At 44.0% G+C, this 22,176-nt stretch carries 27 protein-coding genes; 23 read left to right on the forward strand and 4 right to left on the reverse strand.

Annotated features, from left to right (window positions below):
• Positions 1-14 precede the first annotated feature (14 nt).
• From sufD to yunB, 13 genes are all read left to right on the forward strand, one after another.
• A complete protein-coding gene (gene sufD / locus CRO17_RS05010; protein WP_097039849.1) occupies positions 15-1,319 on the forward strand; it encodes a Fe-S cluster assembly protein SufD in 1,305 nt (434 codons plus the stop codon).
• Positions 1,319-2,545: a cysteine desulfurase gene (locus tag CRO17_RS05015; RefSeq protein WP_097039851.1), complete on the forward strand. Its 1,227-nt coding sequence runs from the start codon at positions 1,319-1,321 to the stop codon at positions 2,543-2,545. The genes sufD and CRO17_RS05015 overlap by 1 nt, the downstream gene beginning before the upstream one ends.
• Positions 2,535-2,969: a Fe-S cluster assembly sulfur transfer protein SufU gene (gene sufU, locus CRO17_RS05020; protein ID WP_097039854.1), complete on the forward strand. Its 435-nt coding sequence runs from the start codon at positions 2,535-2,537 to the stop codon at positions 2,967-2,969. Before CRO17_RS05015 ends, sufU begins: the two co-directional genes overlap by 11 nt.
• A gap of 52 nt (positions 2,970-3,021) precedes the next feature.
• Positions 3,022-4,419, forward strand: coding sequence for a Fe-S cluster assembly protein SufB (gene sufB / locus CRO17_RS05025; protein ID WP_097039856.1), 1,398 nt, complete (start codon positions 3,022-3,024; stop codon positions 4,417-4,419).
• Positions 4,420-4,650: 231 nt separating this feature from the next.
• The gene (locus CRO17_RS05030; RefSeq protein ID WP_097039859.1) at positions 4,651-5,130 is read left to right on the forward strand and encodes a DUF2975 domain-containing protein; all 480 of its coding nucleotides are present in this window, start codon (positions 4,651-4,653) and stop codon (positions 5,128-5,130) included.
• Between the two features lie 10 nt (positions 5,131-5,140).
• Positions 5,141-5,365 (forward strand): helix-turn-helix domain-containing protein, encoded by a 225-nt coding sequence (locus CRO17_RS05035; protein ID WP_097039862.1) that lies wholly within the window; start codon positions 5,141-5,143, stop codon positions 5,363-5,365.
• A gap of 85 nt (positions 5,366-5,450) precedes the next feature.
• Positions 5,451-6,278, forward strand: coding sequence for a DUF817 domain-containing protein (locus CRO17_RS05040; protein WP_097040107.1), 828 nt, complete (start codon positions 5,451-5,453; stop codon positions 6,276-6,278).
• A gap of 78 nt (positions 6,279-6,356) precedes the next feature.
• Entirely contained in the window at positions 6,357-7,148 is a 792-nt protein-coding gene (locus tag CRO17_RS05045) for an SDR family NAD(P)-dependent oxidoreductase (protein WP_097039864.1), read from the forward strand.
• Positions 7,149-7,222: 74 nt separating this feature from the next.
• Complete coding sequence (locus CRO17_RS05050) at positions 7,223-8,038, forward strand: sulfite exporter TauE/SafE family protein (protein ID WP_097039866.1); 816 nt, start codon at positions 7,223-7,225, stop codon at positions 8,036-8,038.
• Between the two features lie 14 nt (positions 8,039-8,052).
• On the forward strand, positions 8,053-9,444 hold the full coding sequence (locus CRO17_RS05055; RefSeq protein ID WP_097039868.1) for a bifunctional metallophosphatase/5'-nucleotidase: 1,392 nt from the start codon (positions 8,053-8,055) through the stop codon (positions 9,442-9,444).
• Positions 9,445-9,496: 52 nt separating this feature from the next.
• Positions 9,497-9,796 (forward strand): YunC family protein, encoded by a 300-nt coding sequence (locus tag CRO17_RS05060; protein WP_425444404.1) that lies wholly within the window; start codon positions 9,497-9,499, stop codon positions 9,794-9,796.
• 99 nt (positions 9,797-9,895) lie between these two features.
• Entirely contained in the window at positions 9,896-10,987 is a 1,092-nt protein-coding gene (locus CRO17_RS05065; protein ID WP_097039873.1) for an HD-GYP domain-containing protein, read from the forward strand.
• 55 nt (positions 10,988-11,042) lie between these two features.
• Positions 11,043-11,828: a sporulation protein YunB gene (gene yunB / locus CRO17_RS05070; RefSeq protein ID WP_097039875.1), complete on the forward strand. Its 786-nt coding sequence runs from the start codon at positions 11,043-11,045 to the stop codon at positions 11,826-11,828.
• Position 11,829: 1 nt separating this feature from the next.
• On the opposite strand, the gene CRO17_RS05075 is transcribed toward yunB, so the two are convergent.
• Entirely contained in the window at positions 11,830-12,822 is a 993-nt protein-coding gene (locus tag CRO17_RS05075; RefSeq protein ID WP_179636842.1) for a M23 family metallopeptidase, read from the reverse strand.
• Positions 12,823-12,968: 146 nt separating this feature from the next.
• Between CRO17_RS05075 and CRO17_RS05080 the strand changes: the two genes are divergently transcribed.
• From CRO17_RS05080 to CRO17_RS05090, 3 genes are read left to right on the forward strand one after another with little or no spacing between them, the layout of a single operon-like run.
• Positions 12,969-13,250 carry a YutD family protein gene (locus tag CRO17_RS05080; RefSeq protein WP_245864611.1) on the forward strand — a complete coding sequence of 94 codons (282 nt, stop codon included), beginning with the start codon at positions 12,969-12,971 and terminating at the stop codon, positions 13,248-13,250.
• A 25-nt stretch (positions 13,251-13,275) separates the two neighbouring features.
• Entirely contained in the window at positions 13,276-13,719 is a 444-nt protein-coding gene (locus CRO17_RS05085) for a DUF86 domain-containing protein (protein ID WP_097039878.1), read from the forward strand.
• The gene (locus CRO17_RS05090) at positions 13,719-14,486 is read left to right on the forward strand and encodes a TIGR01457 family HAD-type hydrolase (protein WP_097039880.1); all 768 of its coding nucleotides are present in this window, start codon (positions 13,719-13,721) and stop codon (positions 14,484-14,486) included. Before CRO17_RS05085 ends, CRO17_RS05090 begins: the two co-directional genes overlap by 1 nt.
• Before the next feature lie 50 nt (positions 14,487-14,536).
• On the opposite strand, the gene CRO17_RS05095 is transcribed toward CRO17_RS05090, so the two are convergent.
• Together CRO17_RS05095 and CRO17_RS05100 are read right to left on the reverse strand one after the other, a co-directional pair.
• Positions 14,537-15,040: a spore coat protein gene (locus CRO17_RS05095; protein ID WP_245864613.1), complete on the reverse strand. Its 504-nt coding sequence runs from the start codon at positions 15,038-15,040 to the stop codon at positions 14,537-14,539.
• 131 nt (positions 15,041-15,171) lie between these two features.
• Positions 15,172-15,669 (reverse strand): phosphatidylglycerophosphatase A family protein, encoded by a 498-nt coding sequence (locus CRO17_RS05100; RefSeq protein WP_077307851.1) that lies wholly within the window; start codon positions 15,667-15,669, stop codon positions 15,172-15,174.
• 124 nt (positions 15,670-15,793) lie between these two features.
• Between CRO17_RS05100 and CRO17_RS05105 the strand changes: the two genes are divergently transcribed.
• The 4 genes from CRO17_RS05105 to thrB all read left to right on the forward strand — a co-directional run bounded on the left by CRO17_RS05105 (position 15,794) and on the right by thrB (position 20,100).
• Positions 15,794-16,753, forward strand: a complete 960-nt coding sequence (locus CRO17_RS05105; protein ID WP_097039881.1) for a protein kinase family protein — start codon at positions 15,794-15,796, stop codon at positions 16,751-16,753.
• A gap of 87 nt (positions 16,754-16,840) precedes the next feature.
• A complete protein-coding gene (locus CRO17_RS05110) occupies positions 16,841-18,136 on the forward strand; it encodes a homoserine dehydrogenase (protein WP_097040115.1) in 1,296 nt (431 codons plus the stop codon).
• A 5-nt stretch (positions 18,137-18,141) separates the two neighbouring features.
• Complete coding sequence (gene thrC, locus CRO17_RS05115) at positions 18,142-19,197, forward strand: threonine synthase (RefSeq protein WP_097039884.1); 1,056 nt, start codon at positions 18,142-18,144, stop codon at positions 19,195-19,197.
• On the forward strand, positions 19,198-20,100 hold the full coding sequence (thrB, locus tag CRO17_RS05120; RefSeq protein ID WP_097039886.1) for a homoserine kinase: 903 nt from the start codon (positions 19,198-19,200) through the stop codon (positions 20,098-20,100).
• Between the two features lie 103 nt (positions 20,101-20,203).
• On the opposite strand, the gene CRO17_RS05125 is transcribed toward thrB, so the two are convergent.
• Complete coding sequence (locus tag CRO17_RS05125; protein ID WP_038564952.1) at positions 20,204-20,428, reverse strand: NifU family protein; 225 nt, start codon at positions 20,426-20,428, stop codon at positions 20,204-20,206.
• Between the two features lie 157 nt (positions 20,429-20,585).
• On the opposite strand from CRO17_RS05125, the gene CRO17_RS05130 reads away from it, so the two are divergent.
• The 3 genes from CRO17_RS05130 (at position 20,586) to dapF (ending at position 22,141) form a co-directional block, all read left to right on the forward strand.
• On the forward strand, positions 20,586-20,900 hold the full coding sequence (locus CRO17_RS05130) for a YuzD family protein (RefSeq protein ID WP_097039887.1): 315 nt from the start codon (positions 20,586-20,588) through the stop codon (positions 20,898-20,900).
• A 72-nt stretch (positions 20,901-20,972) separates the two neighbouring features.
• Entirely contained in the window at positions 20,973-21,209 is a 237-nt protein-coding gene (locus CRO17_RS05135) for a YuzB family protein (RefSeq protein ID WP_097039889.1), read from the forward strand.
• Positions 21,210-21,277: 68 nt separating this feature from the next.
• Positions 21,278-22,141 carry a diaminopimelate epimerase gene (gene dapF / locus CRO17_RS05140; RefSeq protein WP_097039891.1) on the forward strand — a complete coding sequence of 288 codons (864 nt, stop codon included), beginning with the start codon at positions 21,278-21,280 and terminating at the stop codon, positions 22,139-22,141.
• The last annotated feature ends 35 nt before the right edge of the window (positions 22,142-22,176 follow it).

Here is a 22,176-nt window from a genome sequence, read left to right on the forward strand (position 1 = left end):
GGAGGAGGGATCTTATGACTGTTGAAACGAAGCAACCATATAACGATGAATATATCAGCCGTTTTTCCAGTTCCCGCAATGAGCCTGAATGGATGAAGGATCTTCGTCAGCAAGCTCTTTCTCAATCGGAATCTTTGGAAATGCCAAAACCCGATAAGACTGGGATTAAAAACTGGGACTTTGATACGTATGTGCATGAAGCAGAAGGCAGCAAAATTGATGCATTGGACAAGCTGCCAGCAAGTGTTGCTGCTTTAATTGATGCAGACAATGCACCTAACTTGTACATTCAGCGCAATAATAGTGCTGCATACCTTGCACTTGATGAAAAATGGAGCAAGCAAGGTGTTATCTTTACAGACATCTTCACTGCTTTGAAGCAGCATGCTGACCTTGTGAAGCGTTATTACATGAAGGATGCAGTAAGTGCAGATGAAGACCGTTTGACTGCTTTACACGCAGCTCTAATGAACGGCGGAGTGTTCGTCTATGTTCCGAAAAATGTCGTAGTAGATGAGCCGCTTCAAACAATCTTCTGGCAGGAAGATGATAGTGTTGCTTCCTTTAACCATATCTTAATTGTTGCAGAAGCGAACAGCTCGGTAACGTATGTAGAAAACAGCATTTCTCATAATGCAGATACAGCAACGTTTGCTAACGTTGTAACAGAAGTAATTGCAGAAGACAATGCGAATGTATCTTATGGCGCAGTAGATAACTTTGCTGCAGGTACGACTGTTTACGCGAAACGCCGCGGTGTTGCTTATCGTGATGCACGTATTGATTGGGCAATCGGTCAAATGAATGACGGAAACACAATTAGTGAACACATCACACACTTGGTCGGAGATAACTCTGGTTCAGAAGCAAAAAGTGTTGTTGTCGGACGCGGAAAACAAATCCAAAACTTCACGACGAACATCATTCACTTTGGTAAGAATTCTGTCGGAAACATCTTGTCTCATGGTGTTATGAAAGAACAGGCAAGCTCTGTATTCAACGGTATCGGCAAAATCGAGCATGGTGCCAGCAAATCAGACGCTACCCAAGAAACACGTGTCTTGATGCTTAGCCAAGGTGCACGTGGTGATGCCAACCCGATTCTATTAATTGATGAAGATGATGTAGTTGCCGGACACGCAGCTTCAGTAGGCCGTGTCGATCCGCTGCAGCTTTATTACTTGATGAGCCGCGGAATCACCAAGCATGAAGCAGAACGTTTGATTATCCATGGATTCCTTGCACCTGTTGTAAACCAGCTGCCGATTGAAACAGTAAAAAATCAGCTGACACAGGTAATTGAAGGGAAAGTAAACTAATGGATGCCCGCTCTATCCGTGAACAGTTCCCGATTCTGAATCAAGAGGTCAACGGACATCCGCTGGTCTACTTGGACTCTTCAGCAACTTCCCATAAACCGCTCGCGGTTTTGGAAGCTGTTGATGCTTATTACCGGAACGATAACAGCAATGTACATCGCGGTGTGCATACGCTGGGAACCCGGGCTACGGATAAATATGAAGGTGCCAGGGAAAAGGTGCAGCAGTTCATCAACGCTAGAAGCACAAAGGAAGTCATTTTCACACGTGGTACAACGACTGCAATCAACACGGTTGCGCATAGTTATGCACGTGCAAACTTGGAACCTGGTGATGAAGTGATCATTACACCGATGGAGCATCACAGCAACATCATTCCTTGGCAGCAAGCAGTAAAAGCGACTGGCGCTACATTAAAATACTTTGAATTACATGATGATGGTACACTGAACATGGAAGATGTGAAAAAATCGATTGGTCCGCAAACAAAGATCGTAGCTTTGACACATGTATCCAATGTTCTAGGTACAATCAATCCAATAAAAGAAATCGTCGAACTTGCTCATCGGCAAAATGCTGTTGTACTAGTAGACGGTGCACAAGGGGCTCCCCATCTGAAAGTAGATGTGCAGGAAATCGATTGTGATTTTTATTGCTTCAGCGGTCACAAAATGTGCGGCCCAACAGGTATCGGAATCCTTTACGGAAAGCAAGAATTGCTGGAAGAAATGGAGCCAGTGGAATTCGGCGGCGAAATGATTGATTTCGTACATTTATACGATTCCACATGGAAAGAGCTTCCTTGGAAGTTTGAAGGAGGAACTCCGATTATTGCTGGTGCCATTGGTCTTGGTGCTGCGATTGATTTTCTCAATCAAATCGGCATGGATGAGATTGAAGCACATGATCAGAAGCTGACAAATTACGCAATGAAGCGCATGCGTGAGATTGAAGGTCTGGAGATTTACGGACCTGCAGCAGACAAACGATCCGCAGTTGTTACTTTCAATATCAATGGTGTACATCCGCATGATACGGCTACTGCTCTTGACAGTATGGGAATTGCAGTGCGTGCCGGTCATCATTGTGCACAGCCGCTTATGCGCTGGCTGAACGCAACAGCGACTGCCCGAGCAAGCATGTACGTCTATAATACCGAAGACGATATCGACCAACTTGTCAGCGGTCTGACAAGAACGAAGGAGTTTTTCGGCAATGTCTTTTGATAATTTAGATACACTGTACCGTCAAGTGATCATGGATCACTATAAACATCCTCGCAATCGTGGTAAGCTGGAAGGAGACGCACTTGTAGTCGACATGAACAATCCGACATGCGGTGACCGTATCCAGCTTCATCTTGAGGTAGAAGATGGCAAGGTAAAAGATGCAAAGTTTGATGGAGAAGGCTGTTCAATCAGCATGTCTTCTGCTTCCATGATGACACAAGCTGTCAAAGGAAAACGTGTAGAAGATGCGCTTCGGATGTCAGAGCTGTTTTCTGATATGATGTTAGGGAAAGAGATTGATTCTGGTGATTTAGAGCTCGGTGATATCGAGGCACTGCAAGGAGTTGCGAAATTCCCAGCCCGCATCAAATGTGCGACACTCGCCTGGAAGGCGATGGAGCAAGGCGTCGAAAAGAAATAAATTGTGAACACTGTCGTGTGTAGAATAGATAAATCCTGAAGGAGGCTTTACCATGGCTAAAAAAGCGCCTGAAATTGGAGATTACCAATATGGCTTCAGCGATCGTGATGTGTCCATTTTCCGTACGGAAAAAGGTCTTACACCGAAGATTGTTGAAGAAATCTCTAAATTAAAAGAAGAACCACAATGGATGCTGGACTTCCGTCTTAAATCGTTGGAGCAGTTCTACAAGAAGCCAATGCCGCAGTGGGGCGGAGACCTTGCTGAGCTTGACTTTGATGAAATCACGTATTATGTAAAACCTTCTGAGCGTTCCGAACGCTCTTGGGATGAAGTACCAGAAGAAATCAAAAACACATTTGATAAACTTGGTATTCCAGAAGCAGAACAAAAATATCTTGCAGGTGTTTCTGCACAGTACGAATCAGAGGTTGTTTATCATAACTTGAAAGAAGACCTGGAAGAAATGGGTATCGTCTTCAAGGATACAGATACAGCGCTTAAAGAAAATGAAGATCTTTTCCGCGAGCATTTCGGTAAATTGATTCCGCCATCTGATAACAAGTTTGCTGCACTGAACTCTGCTGTATGGTCCGGGGGTTCCTTCATTTATGTACCGAAGGGCGTTAAAACGGATACACCATTGCAAGCCTACTTCCGGATCAACTCCGAGAACATGGGTCAGTTCGAGCGTACACTTATTATTGTAGATGAAGGCGCTTCTGTGCATTATGTAGAAGGTTGTACAGCTCCTGTCTATACAACGAATTCCTTGCATAGTGCGGTTGTAGAGATCTTCGTTAAGAAAGATGCTTACTGCCGTTATACAACAATTCAAAACTGGGCAAATAACGTCTATAACTTGGTTACAAAACGTGCGACAGTTGATGCTAACGGTACGATGGAATGGATTGATGGAAACATCGGTTCTAAACTTACAATGAAATACCCTGCTGTTATCCTTAAAGGAGAAGGCGCTCGCGGTATGACATTGTCCATCGCCCTAGCTGGTAAAGGCCAGCACCAGGATGCCGGTGCAAAAATGCTGCACTTGGCACCAAATACTTCTTCAACGATTGTTTCTAAATCCATCTCTAAACAAGGTGGTAAAGTGACGTATCGCGGTATCGTTCATTTCGGTAAGAAGGCAGACGGTGCACGCTCTAATATCGAGTGTGACACACTGATTATGGATAACAAATCCACTTCCGATACGATTCCTTACAACGAGATCTTCAACGAGAACATCTCTTTGGAGCACGAAGCGAAAGTTTCCAAAGTTTCCGAAGAGCAATTGTTCTACTTGATGAGCCGTGGTATCTCTGAAGAAGAAGCAACTGAAATGATCGTAATGGGCTTCATCGAGCCATTCACGAAAGAACTTCCAATGGAATATGCCGTAGAAATGAACCGTTTGATTAAGTTTGAAATGGAAGGTTCTATCGGTTAATAAATTGAACGGAGTCACGTCTGATAAGACGGACTCCGTTTTTTATTTTTACTAATCAAGTAATAGTTACATTAGGATTTTATGACTAGCCAATTAAAGCACTCCTGACTGGTGATGCTTTTTTGTTTGCAATCAAAACAGCAAAAAAACATCATATTTTAACAATTATTTATTGTAAAACGATAAATAATAGATTAGAATCATTTATAGAAACGAAATGAGGTGCTTAATATGAAACGAGAAACACTCTTTTTAAAGGCTGCTTTATTATTCATGGCTTTGCCGGTTCTTGCATTATGTATTTTTGCAATTCCGAATATAGCTTTTGGATCAGCAGATTATTATCCGGAAGTTGAATTTTTAAAATATCCGGCTTTTGTTTGCTTGTATGTAACAGCATTGGCATATTTTCTAGCTCTTTACCAATCTTTCCGCCTGCTTGGTTATATTGATAAAAATGTAGCTTTTTCTGATTTGTCTGTGAAGGCATTAAAGAATATTAAACTTTGTGCGCTAACTATCAGTATTGTTTACGTTATACTTCTGCCGCTTATCTATGTTGTGGCCGAGAGAGATGATGCCCCCGGTCTTATTTTGGTAGGAATGGCGCTTATATTCGGACCGTTAGTTGTGGCAATCTTCGCTGCTGTTCTGCAAAAGCTGCTGAAAAATGCCATTGATATAAAATCAGAAAATGACTTGACGGTCTGAGGTGAACAACATGGCGATTATTATAAATATTGATGTAATGCTGGCAAAAAGAAAAATGAGTGTAACCGTACTATCAGAGCGGGTTGGCATCACAATGGCCAATCTTTCTATATTAAAAAACGGAAAAGCAAAAGCGATTCGTGTTTCAACTTTAGATGCGATTTGTAAGGCCTTAGACTGTCAGCCTGGTGATATTCTAGAATATCAAGCTGACGAAGATAATCATAGCGAGTAAGTCTCCTAGTCCGTAAAACTAATACATGATACAGGGAGGATGGGAAGTGATGGAGAAGAACAAAATGTACGAAAATCAGAGCACGATGACACTTAAAAAGAGCACATGGGAAATAAAGGTGCTTCGAGCAGTAAAGCAGCTGATTTATTTTGGCTGGGGCCAGGCACTATCTTGCTTATTTCCGGTTGTCATTTTTGCATCATTGGCACTGACACAAATCTTTCCGCTTCCCTTCTTACCACGCTATGATTGGCTTTTAGTTATCTGCTTGCTGATGCAAATAGTGATGGTGCGTGCGGGGCTTGAAACAAAGGATGAGTTGAAAGTCATTACGCTGTTTCATATAATCGGACTTGCTTTGGAACTCTTCAAAGTCCATATGGGCTCCTGGGCTTATCCTGACGAAGGGTATTCGAAAATTTTTGGAGTGCCGCTTTACAGCGGATTCATGTATGCAAGTGTAGCAAGCTATCTTTGCCAAGCTTGGAGAAGATTAAAGGTGAACTTAGTAGATTGGCCGCCTTTTCTAGCTGTTGTTCCTCTTGCAGCTGCAATCTATTTGAACTTCTTTATGCATCATTATTGGATAGATATAAGATGGATATTATCAGGACTCGTTATTATCGTATTCTGGAGAGCTTGGGTTACATATGAAGTGAATCAAGTTCGTTACCGAATGCCGCTTGCACTGTCCTTTGTTCTTATCGGCTTTTTTATCTGGATTGCCGAGAATATTGCCACATTCTTTGGCGCTTGGGAATATCCCAATCAAGCGGAGGCATGGAGTCTCGTGCATCTTGGCAAAGTAAGTTCATGGCTTTTATTAGTCATTGTCAGCTTCCTCATTGTAGCGACGCTAAAACTGTATAAAGAGAAGCTGCCGCAAAAAAGTATAGACGAGCCTAAGCAATAGATTGAAATCATCCAGATGTTTGGCTCTTTCATATAATGGGAACATTTCTTTTGTGTGAAAGATAAAGGAGATGAATCCATGAGCTATAATCTGAAGGATAAAGTAGCCATTGTAACTGGTGCCAACGACGGAATTGGGCTGGCTGCAGTGCGAGCTTTTCTTGAAGAGGGTGTGAAAGTTGTCGGTGTAAGTTTGACGACCAGTTATGTGGAAAAGGATGTCTCAGATAGTTCTTCCTTCTTGCCGCTCGAAATTGATTTAACTGATGAAGGTGCTGCGGAGAAGGTAGTCGAGACAGCTGTCTCTCATTTCGGGAAACTCGATATTTTGGCCAATGTGGCTGGGATTGCTATTTATAAAGACAGCTTTCTGGATGTAACGATGGATATTTGGAAAGAAACGTTTGAAACCAATTTGTTTTCGGTGGTGGCGCTGACAAAAGCGGCCATACCGGAGCTTAAGAAGCAGCCGGGAGCGAGTATTGTAAATATTGCTTCCGAAAGCGGACACGTACCAGATTCATTTGCGATTGACTATAGCGGCAGCAAAGCAGCAGTGTTGAATTTGACACAAGCATTAGCGGATGAATTTGGCAGAGATATTCGGGTGAATGTCATATCGCCTGGTCCAACTCGAACAACGCTGTGGAATAAGCCGGGCGGCATGGTCGACATGCTGTCTGATAAGTTTGACAGAGAAGGCGAAGAGGCTGTCAGCTATTTTGCGAAAGAAGTCCGGCAGATACCGCGCGGGGAGATTGGACAGCCTGAAGAGATTGCTAATGTTATTGTCTTTCTCGCTTCGGACAAAGCATCTTATGTCAATGGAGCTGAATTTCCAGTGAACGGCGGGTCGGTCAAATATAAATAATTTCTGTTATAATGGTGTGACTGTGCTATACAGTCACGCCTTTTTAAATTACATAAAAGATGGAAGGGATAACGATGGTCTTTGCCGTAAGTTTACTAATAGGGCTTCTTGCTGCCGCATTGGGCAGTTTGGTAGGTTTAGGAGGAGGCATTATCCTCGTCCCGCTGCTGTTAATTTTAAGCAGTTTTTGGGATGAATTCAGCTGGGCGACACCGCAAACAATTGTTGGTGTTTCTGTTATCGTCATGATATTTACTGCTTTATCATCTACACTAACCTATATGAAAAGCGGAAGAGTCGATTACAAAAGCGGCCTCATTTTCTTAGCGGGCGGAGTGCCGGGAGCAATCCTTGGCTCATTTCTGAACCGATTTGTATCGGGAGACGGTTTCTCGCTTTATTTTGGTATACTAGTATTAATTGTCTTTTTTATGTTCTTTGTAAAACGCAAAGAGCAGGAGAAAACGAACTTGAAAGGGATCATTGTCACAAAGGAACTGGATGGAAACACATACACGTACAGTTTCCGCTTTCTTGCAGCCTTCTTATTGTCGCTATTCGTTGGGTTGCTTTCGGGTATGTTTGGAATTGGCGGGGGCAGTTTTATGGTGCCGGCGATGATTCTGTTGTTTGGATTCCCGGCTCACGTTGCTGTAGCGACGAGTATGTTTATGGTGTTTTTCCTTAGTGTTGTCAGTACGATTACGCATATTTCGCTCGGCCACGTGGAATGGGTTTATGTGTTTGCCTTTATACCAGGCGCGATTCTAGGCGGCATTCTTGGGGCGAAGATTAACCAGCTGCTAAAAGGCAATACAGTGGTTTGGATATTACGTATTATGCTCATATTAGTTGCCATCCGTTTAATCTGGGATGGCTTGTCGTCATAAAGGAGTAGAGAAGGATGCAGAAAAAGCTGACGATCAACTACACAAACGATTTGCATAGCTATTTCGAAAATTGGCCGAAGATTGTCGGCTATTTAAAAGAGAATAAGCAAAGGCTGAACGATGCCGGGGAGACGTGCTGGCTGATTGATATTGGCGATCATGTGGATCGTTCCCGGCCGATTGCAGAAGCCTTTCGCGGGAAAGCCAATATCAGCTTAATGAACGAAGCAGGCTATGATTTTGCTACAATCGGAAATAATGAAGGCATCACCCTTGATTACGATGATTTGTATCATCTTTATGATGAGGCGGAATTTCGCGTGGCGGTTGCGAATCTTCATTCAAAGCAAGATAAAGATCCGGATTGGATGGAACCATCTTGGGTCGTTGAAACAGCAAGCGGCGTAAAGGTAGGAATGATTGGGCTTACTGCACCGTTCCCGGATTTCTATAACCTAATCGGTTGGGATGTTCAAGACCCAATGGAAATTCTAGAACAAAAAATTCATACCCTTCGCGATTCCTGTGATGTACTCATTCTTCTTTCGCATCTCGGGTTATATGCAGATAGAGACATTGCTGCTGCTTTTGATGAAATTGATGTCATCATTGGCGGACATACACATCATTTGCTCCAGGAGAGCGAATATGTGAATCAGTGCTTAATAACAACTGCGGGCAAGCAAGGTTTTTATTTTGGTGAAGTCGAAATGACATGGGATACAGAACTTGGCTGTTTGTCAGATAAGCAGGCGCGTGTGATTTCGGTTGCTGACTTGAGAGAAGATGAAGCTGCAAGAGAGCATGTTGCAGCTTACGAAGAAAATGCGGCAAAAGCGATGCAGCAGGCAGCTGCAGTTTTATCGTCGCCGCTTCCAGCATCTCCCTATGAAGATTCACGGGTAATGGATTTTTTAACAGACTATATGCGACGCTGGACAAAAGCAGATCTAGCTTTTCTGAATGCAGGTGTACTGTTGGAAAGTTTTCCGGCGGGGAGTGTTTCTTACATGGATATCCATCGAATTTGTCCCCACCCAATTAATCCGGCGACTGTTCCGCTAACGGGAAATGTCATAGAACAAATTGTCACCGCTGCCCTGCAGCCTGACTTTGTTACTTTCCCGCTCAAAGGATTTGGCTTCCGCGGTGAAGTGATTGGGAAAATGGTTTATAGTGAGTTGACATTCGACATTGCAGGAACAGCTGAAAAACCGCAAGCAGTAAACCTGAAAATAGCAGGAGAACCGCTGGATCGGAAAAAGGTTTATTCGGCAGCGATGGCAGACACCTTCACATTCGGCAATCTGCTTCCGGGTATTAAGCAAGCAGAAGGCAAAAAATACTTTATGCCTGAAATGCTTCGCGATTTACTTCTCGGTGCTTTGCAAGAATTTGAAAAATGAGCTAACACCTCCGTTCATCCAACATAGGATATAGCGGAGGTGTTTTCAATTGATGACTGTTGAACCGATGTTTATAGAAGGCAAGCCGTTTACAGCTGTTACCGTGAAATTACCTAAAACAACATTGCTTGTAGTATCAAATGACGTTGGCTATATTATGTGCGGCGCCCTGGATGTGGATTTACTTAATGAGAAGCTCGCTGATCGCAACATTATTTCCGGCAGAGCAGTTGGAGTCAAAACAATCCAGCAGCTGCTGGATGCACCGCTGGAAAAAGTAACAGACGCTTCCGCTGCGTATGGATGGCGAGCTGGATTGATTGGTAAGGAAGCGTTATTGTTAATTTCGTAAAAAAATTGTCGAATCTTGCCTTCTTCAATCTAGATTGTTTCCCGTTTTTCTGGTACTATTTTATCAGAATGGAATGTTGGAGAGGTTAGGAGTGCAACAATGAGACTAGTTGCGACAAAATCAGTAAAACCCGGCAGCAAGCTTGCGCAGCCTGTATACAACGATAAGGGAAGCATTTTGGTCCAAAAAGATATGGAACTGACGAAAAAGATGATTAATCGTTTGAAGGCACTGCGATATACCTATGTTTATATACGGGATGACCGGCTTCAAGACGTCGAGCTTGAATTCTCCACTTCCAGCGAAGAACGGCTTAAAGCGATGCAGGTCATTCATAAATCCTTCCAGGAAATTAAACAGAGTGACAACGGGAAGTATTTGACGGAAAAGATGACAGAGAAGATTACAACATCGATTCAAGAGATGGTGAGTAATCTGCGGCCTAAACGTCAGACGCTGACGATTCTTTCCGATATGCTCATATTCGATGATTATATTTTTTCACATTCGGTCAATGTTGCACTATATGCGATGGCCATCGCCAATGAGATGAAGCTGCCGGTTTCGGTTGTAGAAGAAATTGGTTTTGGAGCCATTTTGCATGATGTTGGGAAAATGTTTGTACCACAGGAAGTACTGCAAAAGACTGGGAAATTGAATAATGAAGAATTTGAGAAAATCAAGGAGCACACAACAAAAGGGTTCCATTATTTACGTAAAATGAATAACATTCCGCTTGTAATTGCACATTGTGCTTATCAGCATCATGAACGAATGAACGGATCCGGTTATCCGCGCGGCATTCAAGGTTCAGATATTCATTTATACGGGAAGATTATTGGAATTGCCGATGTATTTGATGCTGTAACAAGCAACCGTGTCTACCGGGATGCAATGCTGCCGCACGAAGGCCTGGAAATATTATTTGCTGGTGCGGGAGAGTTGTTTGATATGGAAATGGTGGAAGCTTTTAAACGAAGTGTGGCTATTTATCCGACTGGTTTAACTGTCCGTCTGAGTGATGGGCGGGCAGGTATTGTTATCCGGCAGAATGAGGATATCAACACGAGACCGATTGTCCGGATTTTAGAGGAAGCAGATGGGACAGAACCTGATCCTTACGAGGTCAATTTATATGAGCATCTGAATATAACGGTTGTGGCTTGTTCGACAGCTGCAGAGTCAAATTAGTTCCTATTCTAAGCCCCCTTGGTCAAGCATATGCTTGACCAAGGGGGTTTTTTCCATGCGTCCATGGCAGCGCAGAGCTTCTAAAGCACCACCTTCCTTTCGTCATGTGCTTTTCATGAGTCTCTTTCTTTTTGCATTATTTATATCGTTGAGTTTATGGCTGGTAAACAAAGGACTTGAGCCAACTTTAATGGCAATTGCGGAAACAAAAACAGAGCAATTTGCTAAACAGGCAATTAACCAGGCGGTGCAGGCGGAAAAGGAAGCAGATTTGGACTTGAATGCATTCGTACAAGTAGAGAAAGATACAAATGGAAATGTCACTCATGCGAGCTGGGATGCAGCAACGGTTAACGAAGTGCTGCGCAAAGTAACTTTCCGGGTGCAACATTATCTTCGTCTTATGGAAGATGGCAAAATGCCTGCAGTAAGTGAGGAACAGCTTGCTGAGGAAGCAGCGGCTGATGTTATTCAAGAGCAGCTGAAAGAAGATCCAACGCTCGTTGACATTCCGCTCGGCCAAGCAAGCAATAATGCATTGCTAGCTAATTTTGGTCCGAAGATTCCAGTAAAATTTGAAATGATTGGTTATGTGGAGTCAGGTGTAGATGTGAAGGTAGAGGAATATGGCATTAATAACGCTATGTTTGTGTTCATGGTCGAAATTAAGGCAAATGTACGGATAATTATTCCTTTCTCTACCAAGACAACAACAGTGACGCAGGATGTGCTGCTAGGGAGTACCGTCATCCAAGGGCAGGTGCCTGAATTTTATAGTGGCGGAGGGGAATCTGGGTCTTCACCATCTTTTTCTATTCCAATGCAAAAGGAAGGCGAATAAATCAGCCTTCCTTTTTTTGCTGTTTTGATTTCTGTTCCCATATACGTAAGTACGGATATGGATCAAATGAAAATTCAGAACGGCCGTTATCCTTGTACATACCATAATGCAAATGAGGAGGAAATTTGCCAGACGTGCCAGGCGGACCATATCCGCTTGCACCGACATAGCCAATCACATCACCAGGTTTGACGACATTTCCGACAGATACGCCCTTTTCAAAGCCATTCAGATGCGCGTAATAATGGTAAATATTATTGCTGTCACGGAGACCGATGCGCCATCCGCCATACAAGTTCCAGCCTTTTAATTCAACAACGCCATAAGTCGTTGCATACACAGGAACACCGTAGTTAGCGAATATATCAGTGCCTTCATGAATGCGTCGTCCCCCGAAACCGCGAGCATCTCCCCAAGTATTTCGATAGCTGTAGTTATGATGAAGCGGCAGCGGGAAGGAACGCTTGTCCAGCTCAATTGTACCAAATTGCTCGTACAGCTTAGCGGTATTCATAATCGTTTGGACAGTTAAATCGCGCTCGTAATAATTCCAAAGGGCGATTTTAATATCGTTTTTAGTCGTGCCAGTGCGCTGAATAAAGGAAGCGATCGTAAAAAGTACATCCTCTGGATTATCCGGATCAGCTAAAGAATCGCCATTGCCATCGCGCCCAAGTCCTTGGAACCAAGAAATAGTGGATTCATTCGCGGCAGCTTTTTTATGTTCTGTTATACCAAACCATTTTTCCTCAGGAATCGTGATAGCAATCAGTTTTTCTGCTTCTGATTTTGATGCAGCTGGCAGATTATGTTCGTATTGATCGATGGCAGCTAAATAGTACCACGGCAGCCCTGTTGCAGCTGCTGTCTTCTTATAGAGGGCCATGCGCTCATGTTTTGCTTCACTTTCTTTGTCTGCTTGCTTCGCGGAAGCAGGCAATGGACAGCTGCTCAGCAGGACAACTAGCAGTATGATAAGATGCAATTTTTTCATATGCTGCTCACCTTTCTTTACGTGTTTGCCGTTAGTTTGTACAGTGTTTGGAATTTCATAACTGCTATTAGCAGATAGATGGAAGAGGAGCGAAATTACAGCCAAAATATGCTACACTAGAAACAAGATAGGGGAGTCGATAGCTGGTGAAAACTACCATACAAGGCAAACAGTACGAAGTGGTACAGGATGTAAAGAATGCCTTTCAAGAACAGGCATTTCACGATCGCTACAGCGAAATCCTGACGAAATATGATTATATTGTAGGTGATTGGGGTTATGAGCAGCTGCGTTTAAAAGGCTTCTTTGACGACGAAAATCCAAAATCCACCTTCGATACAAAAATAAGCACATTGGAAGATTATCTGTATGAGTATTGTAATTTTGGCTGCGCGTACTTTGTTGTGAAAAAATTAGCGGCAAAGTGAACGTGTAAAGAGAGGGGCTAATACGATGTACTTTGTGGATAAACAAAAGATTGAAGGAATACTTACATATATGGAAGAGCTGCTTGCGGCTGATATAAAGTCAGCGGAAGAGTTCACAGGCAAGCTTGCGATGGAACGTCGGGCACAGCTGCTCATTGAAGCTATATTGGATACGGGCAATAGTGTGATTGATGGATTCATTATGCGTGATCCGGGCAGCTATGATGATATTATCGATATTCTTGCCGATGAGCAGGTAATCACCGAAAACACAGCCCCAGATTTTAAGGAAATTATTGCACTGCGTAAAATGCTTACGGGGGACTATTTGCATGTAAACCATCAAATGCTGGCAGACACGATGGACAAGCACCAAGCACTTCTTGCACAATACGTGAAATGGGTCAGAGCTTATCTAGTGAATGAAACGCGGACAGCTTCCGCCTTTGCAAGGAGCGATCAAGACTAATGAAAGCGTATGATGGCTATTTAATCGACTTAGATGGAACTATGTATCTTGGCAGCAAACGAATTGATGCTGCTCCGGGATTTATTCACAGACTAAGGCAGGCTGGCAGGAAGCATTTGTTTGTGACGAATAACTCGACACGCACACAAGAGCAAGTAGCAGCCAAGCTGCGCCAAATGGATATTGAAGCTGATCCTGAAGATGTTTTTACAACCAGTATGGCGACGGCAGCGTATATCCGTGAACAAAAACCAGCTGCCCGTGTTTATGCCATAGGGGAGGAAGGCTTGTTCGATGCTTTGGCGAAAGAAGAACTTACCGTTGCTGATGAAAATTGTGATTACGTCGTTATTGGACTGGATACAGCTATTACTTATGAAAAGCTGGCTAAAGCATGCTTATTAGTTCGGGCAGGTGCCACGTTCCTTTCTACGAACAGTGACAAAGCACTTCCAACTGAAGCAGGGTTGATGCCAGGAAATGGCTCGTTAACAGCTGTTGTTTCAGTCAGCACAGGAGTAGAGCCAATCTATATCGGTAAACCGGAAAGCATCATGATGGAGCAGGCTAGAAAGCTATTAGAGCTGGGTACAGAGCAGGTTGTCATGGTCGGAGATAATTATCTAACCGATATTACAGCTGGCATTCGAGCAGGCATGGACACACTCATGGTTTGCACAGGTTTCACAAAGCGAGAAGAGTTGCCAAAGCTGCATCCAAAGCCAACCTATACAATTGATTCGTTAGATGAATGGGAAATTAAATAAGGAGCATGCCTAAGAAGTTAGGCAGCTCCTTTTCTGCGTCTAGATAGCAGTTAATATCCCATCTTTAACGCTTTGCTGGCATTTTGAATGTCACTTTGCAGCAGGCGTTCTAAATTATAGGATGGATAAAGTCCGCGGCTGTACATAAAGGCAAAAACCTTCGCGTGCGTATCAATTGCGCGCTGCAATTGTTTTCGCAGTGTTTCTCTCAGTACAGGAGTGGCTGTTTCTGTGATGGCAATTGCATAGTTGCGAACAGAAGTTTTAGCAAAGACGAGCAAGTCACCAGCATAAAAGGCAGTATCTGTATTTCGTGTTTCTGCTTGATCTTGCAAGCTGGGTGCGGAAGGGTAGAAAGCCAGCAATTCATTTAAATTGGTCTCCAGGCCTTTAATTGTCTGGTCATAAATAGAGCGCAGTTCTCCATCATTAACATTTCCAATAAATCGTTTCAGCTTCATTAAGACAACAGCTTGGGAAGCGACTAGTTCATGTAATTCAAGTGTTTCATGCCATGCCAAGTGATTAGGGTAGCTCGGGTTTGTGTTTTCCAAGTAATTTCCTCCTCGTGTGTATCAGACGTTTACACTATATGAAGGAAGCCCAGTTTTGGCTACACAAGAATATAAATAAATTCGCTTTGTATGCAAGAAAAGCAGCCTTCTCATGCAAGGCTGCTCTCTGTTCATCCGTCAATATTTTCTTCTTCATTCTGGCTGTGTGCGAGTCTGCTGGCAGCAGCTGCTGCGATGGCTCCGACGATATCATCCAGGAAAGTGTGGCATTCCCCGCTGCTCTTATCATTAAGCTTTTCCAAAATACCTGGTTTTTGCTTATCAATATATCCATAATTTGTAAATCCGATGGATCCATAGAGGTTGATGATAGATAGTGCGATCACTTCATCAATTCCGTACAAGCTTTCATCACGCTCCAGCGTATCCTGCAATGGCTGTTCCAGTTTTCCCTGTTCTGCGAGAACATCCAGCTGGATACCAGTCAGGATGGCATTTTGAACTTCTCTTTTGGATAATACACGCTCTACATTATAAATACACCGGTCCATTGTCAGACCAGGGTAGTATTTTTCCTGCAGGTAATGGACCAATTCTGCGATATCCTCTACTTGTACACCTCGTTCAATCAGCCATTCGCGTGCTTTTTTCTCTAATTCTGCTGTCATATGATCACGTCACTTTCTATGTATGATTCGGTTAGCAGTATACCCTGTTAGCCTATGCGTCAACCCTCTAGTTTGGAACATGATTCTTCGAGTTGTTTCATAAAATGTAGCAGGAGGTGTTTGTGTGCTACAGCTGATGCAGCAATATATACCTGGATTCACCGGCAAACCCGTCTCTTACCGGAATTATCACGCTTATCAGACAATGGAGCGGCTTTATGTTATTATACCAGCTCGGACGGAACAAGACAGCTATTATGAATTGGCAGCGATAACGGCATATATGCAGGAAAACGGTTTTCCGCGCATTGCGCAGCCGATGATCACGACAGAAGGTCAGATTATTACTGTGTATGAAAATACCCCTTATCTTGTCGTGGAGATGCCGCCTCCCTATCCTGTGCGACTAGGTGCTCACGGGGCAGAATTAGCAGCCTTTCACGAACTTGGTGCTGCTTGTCCTTTCGCTCCAGACACTTTGTCCAGTTACGGTAAGTGGAGTGAGTTGTGGACGGCTCGCTTAGCGCAGGGCGAAAAGCTGTATGCTGAGATTTATCAAAAACGTCCGCTAACGCATGGGGAACGATTTTTTATCGATACTTTTCCTTATGTAATTGGCAGATCAGAACTGGCTATTCAATATGTGAATGAGTCGAATGGCGAGTTCCGTTTCACGGAGGCCGACCAGGCTACGACTGTTTTTATGAAATATCAATCTGAATTAAAAGAAACGTATGTCCTGCCGCACCAGATTATTTATGATCATCCAGCACGTGATTTGGCAGAATATGTCCGAATTGCATTTGGAAAAGAAGAAGAGGGAGACATAAAAGAATTTCTTCCTGCTTATATGCAGGCACGCCCGCTGTCTGTTTTTGGCATGCGTCTATTGTATGGGCGCCTCATTATGCCTTTGCACATATTTAATCAAATGGAGCAAGGGTTAACCGGAACAGCAGGAGCAGCATATGAAACACTTATCATGCAGCAGCATACGTATGAGCAGCGTTTGGCCGGCTTGTTTCAATATATGCAAGTGGATACTCGTTCCCTCGAGATACCTGTGTTGGAAAATTATTTGTAAATGTGGTTGCGGTAATAGATTCATAGGGTTATAATGTCCTTTATATAAAAACAATTGTTTATTTCAGGTGGACAGGAGATGGGCGAGATGAAACAAAAGATTCAAATCGGCTTATGCGGACTAGGAACTGTCGGAAGCGGAGTCGTACAGATTTTACAGGATCATCAAGAACAAATCCGCTACAAGCTTGGCTGTGAAGTCGAAGTGGCTAAAGTGCTCGTGAAAAACAAAGAAAAGAAGCGGGAATACATCGGGGATGCTGGCATTCTGACAACAGAACCGGCAGATATTACCGATAATCCTGCTATTGATATTGTGGTCGAAGTAATGGGCGGCATGGATGATACATATCAGCTGCTCGAACGCAGCATCCGCAATCGCAAGCATATTGTGACGGCTAACAAAGACTTGATGGCCGAACAAGGCGATAAGCTGTTTGCATTGTCTCAGGAATATAATACCGACATTTATTACGAAGCGAGTGTAGCAGGTGGTATTCCCATACTCAGAACCTTAAGTGACGGACTCGCTTCCGATAAAATTCAAAAAGTAATGGGAATTGTTAATGGTACTACAAACTTTATTTTGACGAAGATGACCGATGAGAATCTTTCTTTTGAACCAGTATTGCAGGAAGCGCAGGCACTTGGATTCGCAGAAGCAGATCCGACTTCGGATGTCGAAGGTTTGGATGCAGCGCGCAAGATGACGTTATTAGCGAATTTGGCATTTAAGATGCCTGTCGCCTATGAAGATGTCGAAGTTTCTGGAATCACCTCCATAACGCAGGAAGACATTGATTTTGCCGGCAGATTAGGCTACCAAATGAAATTGATTGGTATTGCAGCAATGGATGATGGCAAAGTCGAAGTAAGTGTGGAGCCTACTTTGCTGCCGACAGCACATCCGCTGGCACAAGTAAAAAATGAGTATAATGCGGTTTACGTATACGGGCAAGCAGTCGGCGAAACAATGTTTTACGGTCCGGGCGCAGGCGGATTGCCAACAGCTACTGCAGTCGTATCGGATTTGATGGAAGTTGTCAAAAATGTCCGCCTGGGGGTCAGCGGGAAAGCTTATGTGACACCGCAATACAAGAAAGCATTGAAAGACAATACACAGAAACATGCGAAGTACTTTGTCCGAGTTGAAGCAGAGGACCAGACAGGTGCTTTCCATGCGGTGACAAATGTATTCGCCGGTGAAAATGTGTCGTTTGCAAAAATTCTTCAATTGCCGCATGCAAACTCCAAAACGGCAGAAGTTGTAATGGTGACACACAAACATAGCAAACAACAAATCGAAAACAGCATACAGCTGCTGGAAAAGTTAAATGTCGTGAAACGTGTCATCAGCTGTTATCGCGTAGACGGAGAGGATTGATCAAGATGGTATGGCAGGGACTTTTGGAAGCATACAAAGCGCATTTACCTGTTTCGGATGAAACACCAGCAGTAAGTTTAGGAGAAGGAAACACACCGCTTGTAAAACTGGAAAAAATATCGGCTGCCTATGGGATTCATGCCTATGCCAAGATAGAGGGAGCGAATCCGACCGGCAGCTTTAAAGACCGCGGAATGGTCATGGCGATAGCGAAAGCAAAGGAAGCAGGAGCGAAAGCGGTTATCTGTGCTTCGACGGGTAATACCTCAGCCTCCGCTGCCGCATATGCTGCCCGAGCAGGTATGCGCTGCTTCGTCGTAATCCCGGAAGGAAAGATTGCCCAAGGCAAGCTGGCACAAGCCGTCATGTACGGTGCGGAAATATTTTCAATTGCAGGCAATTTTGACGATGCATTGCGAGTTGTCCGCAATTTGAGTGAAACCGAGCCAGTAGCACTAGTGAACTCCGTCAATCCTTACCGACTCGAAGGACAAAAGACGGCAGCTTTCGAGCTATGTGAGCAATTAGGACAAGCACCTGATTATCTTTTCATTCCTGTCGGAAATGCAGGTAACATTAGTGCATACTGGAAAGGCTTTAAAGAGTATGAACAGGAAAAAGGCTACAGTCTGCCTGTCTTAAAAGGTTATCAAGCTAGCGGAGCGGCACCAATTGTCCACGACCGTGTGTTTGAAAATCCAGAAACAGTGGGCACTGCTATCCGTATCGGAAACCCGGCCAGCTGGCAAAAAGCAACTGCAGCAAGAGACGAATCAGGCGGAACGATTGATGAAGTAACAGATGAACAGATTATTGCTGCTTATCAAAAAATCGCCCGTGAGGAAGGTATATTTGCTGAACCAGGATCCTGTGCTTCCTTTGCAGGTCTGCTGAAAGCTTTGGAACAAGGAGAAGTAGCAAAAGGTGCTACCGTAACTTGTGTGTTAACTGGCAATGGACTGAAGGATCCGCATACCGCTATCGAATACAGCACAATCAAGCCGGTCGTTCTTCCTAACGAAGAGCAGGTGATTGCCCAAGCAATCAAGGAGCGGATGTAAATGAAACGCTGGCAAATACGTGTACCTGCAAGTACAGCTAATATAGGACCAGGCTTTGATTCAATTGGCATTGCATTGGATTTGTACTTGGAGCTGGAAGTGCAGCCTGCTGCAGAATGGGAATTCATTGCAGCATCAGATGCTGTACAAGGTCTTCCATCTGGAAAAGATAACATGATCTATGAAACAGCACTTTATGTTGCCAAGCAGTATGACTTTGAGGATTTGCCAGCTTGCTCCGTTCGGATGACGAGCGAGATCCCGCTCGCCAGAGGACTCGGAAGCAGTGCAACAGCACTTGTCGCAGGAATTGAGCTGGCAGACTGCCTGCTATCATTAGAGCTCAGTGATGCAGAGAAACTTGATCTTGCTGTCAGTCTCGAAGGCCATCCAGATAATGCTGCGCCATCAATTTTAGGCGGCTGTGTGATTGGTTATTATGATGGCAGCGTCCATTATGTCCACACGCCAATTGATCATGTGCGTTTTTTAGCTGTCATTCCGCCGTTTGAGCTGGCTACATCAGCTGCCAGAGCTGTACTTCCAGATCAATTAGCATATAAAGAAGCGGTGCAAGCGAGCGGTGTCGCCAATGTAGCTGTAGCCGCTCTGCTCCAGCAAAATTGGAAGCAGCTTGGAGAAATGATGAAAAAAGATCTTTTCCACCAGCCATACCGACAAGCGATGATTCCGCATTACGAAGAAGTTGCAAGCTCCTTGCAAGAAGCAGCTTATGGTGTTTATTTGAGCGGTGCTGGACCTACAATGATAGCCGTAGTCGATGAAGCACAAGCTGCATCTGTACACGCGCAATATCAAAAGAAGTATCCGGCGTTTGAATGGGTATTGCTGTCTTGTGCCAAACAAGGAATCTGTACAGAAGAGCTAGCTGTTGAAGCATGATAAGACCCGCAGAAATTTGGAGGATTTCTGTGGGTTTTGTATTTATACGCAAAATAAAAACCCGCGGGGAAAGTGATGTTTCCGCGCGGGTCTGTTCATTCTATTAAAATACTTGCTCGATCTCACGCACGCCAGGTACTTCTGCCATCAAGGCACGTTCAATACCAGCTTTTAATGTGATCGTAGAGCTTGGGCAGTTACCGCATGCTCCCATTAGACGCAGGCGCACGATACCTTCATCAACATCGACTAGTTCGACGTCACCGCCGTCACGCAGCAAGAATGGACGTAATTTGTTCAATACTTCTTGTACTTGGTTTTCCATCATCCATTATCCCCCTTACGATTATATATCTATTATAAATCGTTTCTGATAAAAAATCCACGCTAGCCAACTGAGAAATTTTATCAATTAAAAATTTCCATTCCAACATGCTGTTTGTTACGGTAAACTGAAGCTACTAGCAGACGAAAGGGCGGATCAGATGGCAACAAAAATTAGCGTTTATGGGGCCGAAATCATTTGTGCAAGCTGTGTGAATGCACCAAGCTCAAAGGATACGTATGAGTGGCTGCAGGCAGCATTAGCACGAAAGTTTAAAGACAATCAGTTTGAATTTGAATACATTGATATCCACGAACCCTCTGGAGAAGCAGAACACAAGCAGTTTGCCGACAAAGTAATAGAGGAAGATTTGTTTTATCCAGTTGTCCTTGTCGATGGTGAAATAGCCGGAGAAGGTATGATTTCACTGAAAGCTGTTGCAAAGGCTGTCGAGAAGGCCGTCAGCGCAAGCTAGTTGTGCTCCTATCCTGCAGTGTGGTAGCATTATCTTTTGATAGTGTTACATCCTAGAATAGGAGTGAGCGGGATGAATCCGATCATTGAATTTTGCGTAAACAATCTGGCCACCGGTTCACAGGAGGCTTTTGAAAAGCTCGACAGTGATCCTGGTCTTGATGTAATAGAATATGGCTGTACAAGCTTTTGCGGCATATGCGCCCAGCATCTGTTTGCGTTAGTAAACGGAGAGCCGGTGACAGCAGAGACAGCCGATGAGCTTGTCAAAAATGTTTACAAGTTCATTGAAGAAAATCCATTGTTTTAATAGGCTATGTGTCTGCCAAGCGCAGACCATGGCTTTTTTCATACATAGTAGAGGAGACGAGTAAGAGAATGGATATACCATTTGTAAAACTGCATGGCTTGAAAAACAGCTATATCTTTGTGGATTTATTTCAGTTTCAACTAGAGGAGGAAATGCTGGCACCGCTTGCGATAGACATAGCCGATCGTAACACAGGTATAGGCTCGGACGGTTTAATTTTAATTCATCCGAGCGAGACTTGCGATGTCGGCATGCGCATCTTTAACTTGGACGGTTCAGAGGCGATGAATTGCGGAAATGGACTTCGCTGTGTTGCCAAATATGCTTTTGAAAACAATTTGGTGGACGCTGACACGTTTACCATTCAAACAAAAGCCGGCCAAGTCGAAGCACAAGTGCATGGTACACGAAAGCATGTACACGAAGTGACAGTCGACATGGGAGCGCCTATTCTGCAGCGCGAGCTGATTCCGATGCTAGGGGAAGAAGGTCAGCAAGTTGCAGACGAAGCTTTTGACGCAGGAGAAGAACAGCTCCGGGTTACCGCAGTAAGCATGGGCAACCCGCATGCGGTATTCTTTGTTGATAACATTGACAATGCTCCGCTGTATACAGCGGGACCTGTGATTACGAATGATTCTCGTTTCCCAGAGGGAGTGAACGTCGAGTTCATTGAAATGGTGTCTGAAAAAGAGATGCATTTCCGCGTGTGGGAACGTGGTTCTGGCGTGACACAGGCATGCGGGACAGGAGCTTGTGCGGCTGTTGTCGCAGCTATTCTGAACAAAAAATCCCCTTATGGAGAAGAAGTGACAGTACATCTTAGCGGCGGAGATTTATTCATTCGCTGGGAGAAAGATGGATCAGTTTGGATGCGCGGTGCTGCCGAAAAGACAGTATCTGGTACATTCCATTGGGAGCACGGTGCTTGAGCATCCTCCAATAGGAGCGTATACTAAGAGTAAGA

It is taken from the genome of Terribacillus aidingensis (assembly GCF_900215625.1).
GTDB lineage: Bacteria > Bacillota > Bacilli > Bacillales > Amphibacillaceae > Terribacillus > Terribacillus aidingensis.

Bases quoted from the DNA above. Each gene is read 5' to 3' on its own strand.
- sufD (WP_097039849.1), top strand. From the start codon at position 15: ATGACTGTTGAAACGAAGCAACCATATAACGATGAATATATCAGCCGT.
- CRO17_RS05015 (WP_097039851.1), top strand. From the start codon at position 1,319: ATGGATGCCCGCTCTATCCGTGAACAGTTCCCGATTCTGAATCAAGAG.
- sufU (WP_097039854.1), top strand. From the start codon at position 2,535: ATGTCTTTTGATAATTTAGATACACTGTACCGTCAAGTGATCATGGAT.
- sufB (WP_097039856.1), top strand. From the start codon at position 3,022: ATGGCTAAAAAAGCGCCTGAAATTGGAGATTACCAATATGGCTTCAGC.
- CRO17_RS05030 (WP_097039859.1), top strand. From the start codon at position 4,651: ATGAAACGAGAAACACTCTTTTTAAAGGCTGCTTTATTATTCATGGCT.
- CRO17_RS05035 (WP_097039862.1), top strand. From the start codon at position 5,141: ATGGCGATTATTATAAATATTGATGTAATGCTGGCAAAAAGAAAAATG.
- CRO17_RS05040 (WP_097040107.1), top strand. From the start codon at position 5,451: ATGACACTTAAAAAGAGCACATGGGAAATAAAGGTGCTTCGAGCAGTA.
- CRO17_RS05045 (WP_097039864.1), top strand. From the start codon at position 6,357: ATGAGCTATAATCTGAAGGATAAAGTAGCCATTGTAACTGGTGCCAAC.
- CRO17_RS05050 (WP_097039866.1), top strand. From the start codon at position 7,223: ATGGTCTTTGCCGTAAGTTTACTAATAGGGCTTCTTGCTGCCGCATTG.
- CRO17_RS05055 (WP_097039868.1), top strand. From the start codon at position 8,053: ATGCAGAAAAAGCTGACGATCAACTACACAAACGATTTGCATAGCTAT.
- CRO17_RS05060 (WP_425444404.1), top strand. From the start codon at position 9,497: ATGACTGTTGAACCGATGTTTATAGAAGGCAAGCCGTTTACAGCTGTT.
- CRO17_RS05065 (WP_097039873.1), top strand. From the start codon at position 9,896: ATGAGACTAGTTGCGACAAAATCAGTAAAACCCGGCAGCAAGCTTGCG.
- yunB (WP_097039875.1), top strand. From the start codon at position 11,043: ATGCGTCCATGGCAGCGCAGAGCTTCTAAAGCACCACCTTCCTTTCGT.
- CRO17_RS05075 (WP_179636842.1), bottom strand. From the start codon at position 12,822: ATGAAAAAATTGCATCTTATCATACTGCTAGTTGTCCTGCTGAGCAGC.
- CRO17_RS05085 (WP_097039878.1), top strand. From the start codon at position 13,276: ATGTACTTTGTGGATAAACAAAAGATTGAAGGAATACTTACATATATG.
- CRO17_RS05090 (WP_097039880.1), top strand. From the start codon at position 13,719: ATGAAAGCGTATGATGGCTATTTAATCGACTTAGATGGAACTATGTAT.
- CRO17_RS05100 (WP_077307851.1), bottom strand. From the start codon at position 15,669: ATGACAGCAGAATTAGAGAAAAAAGCACGCGAATGGCTGATTGAACGA.
- CRO17_RS05110 (WP_097040115.1), top strand. From the start codon at position 16,841: ATGAAACAAAAGATTCAAATCGGCTTATGCGGACTAGGAACTGTCGGA.
- thrC (WP_097039884.1), top strand. From the start codon at position 18,142: ATGGTATGGCAGGGACTTTTGGAAGCATACAAAGCGCATTTACCTGTT.
- thrB (WP_097039886.1), top strand. From the start codon at position 19,198: ATGAAACGCTGGCAAATACGTGTACCTGCAAGTACAGCTAATATAGGA.
- CRO17_RS05125 (WP_038564952.1), bottom strand. From the start codon at position 20,428: ATGATGGAAAACCAAGTACAAGAAGTATTGAACAAATTACGTCCATTC.
- CRO17_RS05130 (WP_097039887.1), top strand. From the start codon at position 20,586: ATGGCAACAAAAATTAGCGTTTATGGGGCCGAAATCATTTGTGCAAGC.
- CRO17_RS05135 (WP_097039889.1), top strand. From the start codon at position 20,973: ATGAATCCGATCATTGAATTTTGCGTAAACAATCTGGCCACCGGTTCA.
- dapF (WP_097039891.1), top strand. From the start codon at position 21,278: ATGGATATACCATTTGTAAAACTGCATGGCTTGAAAAACAGCTATATC.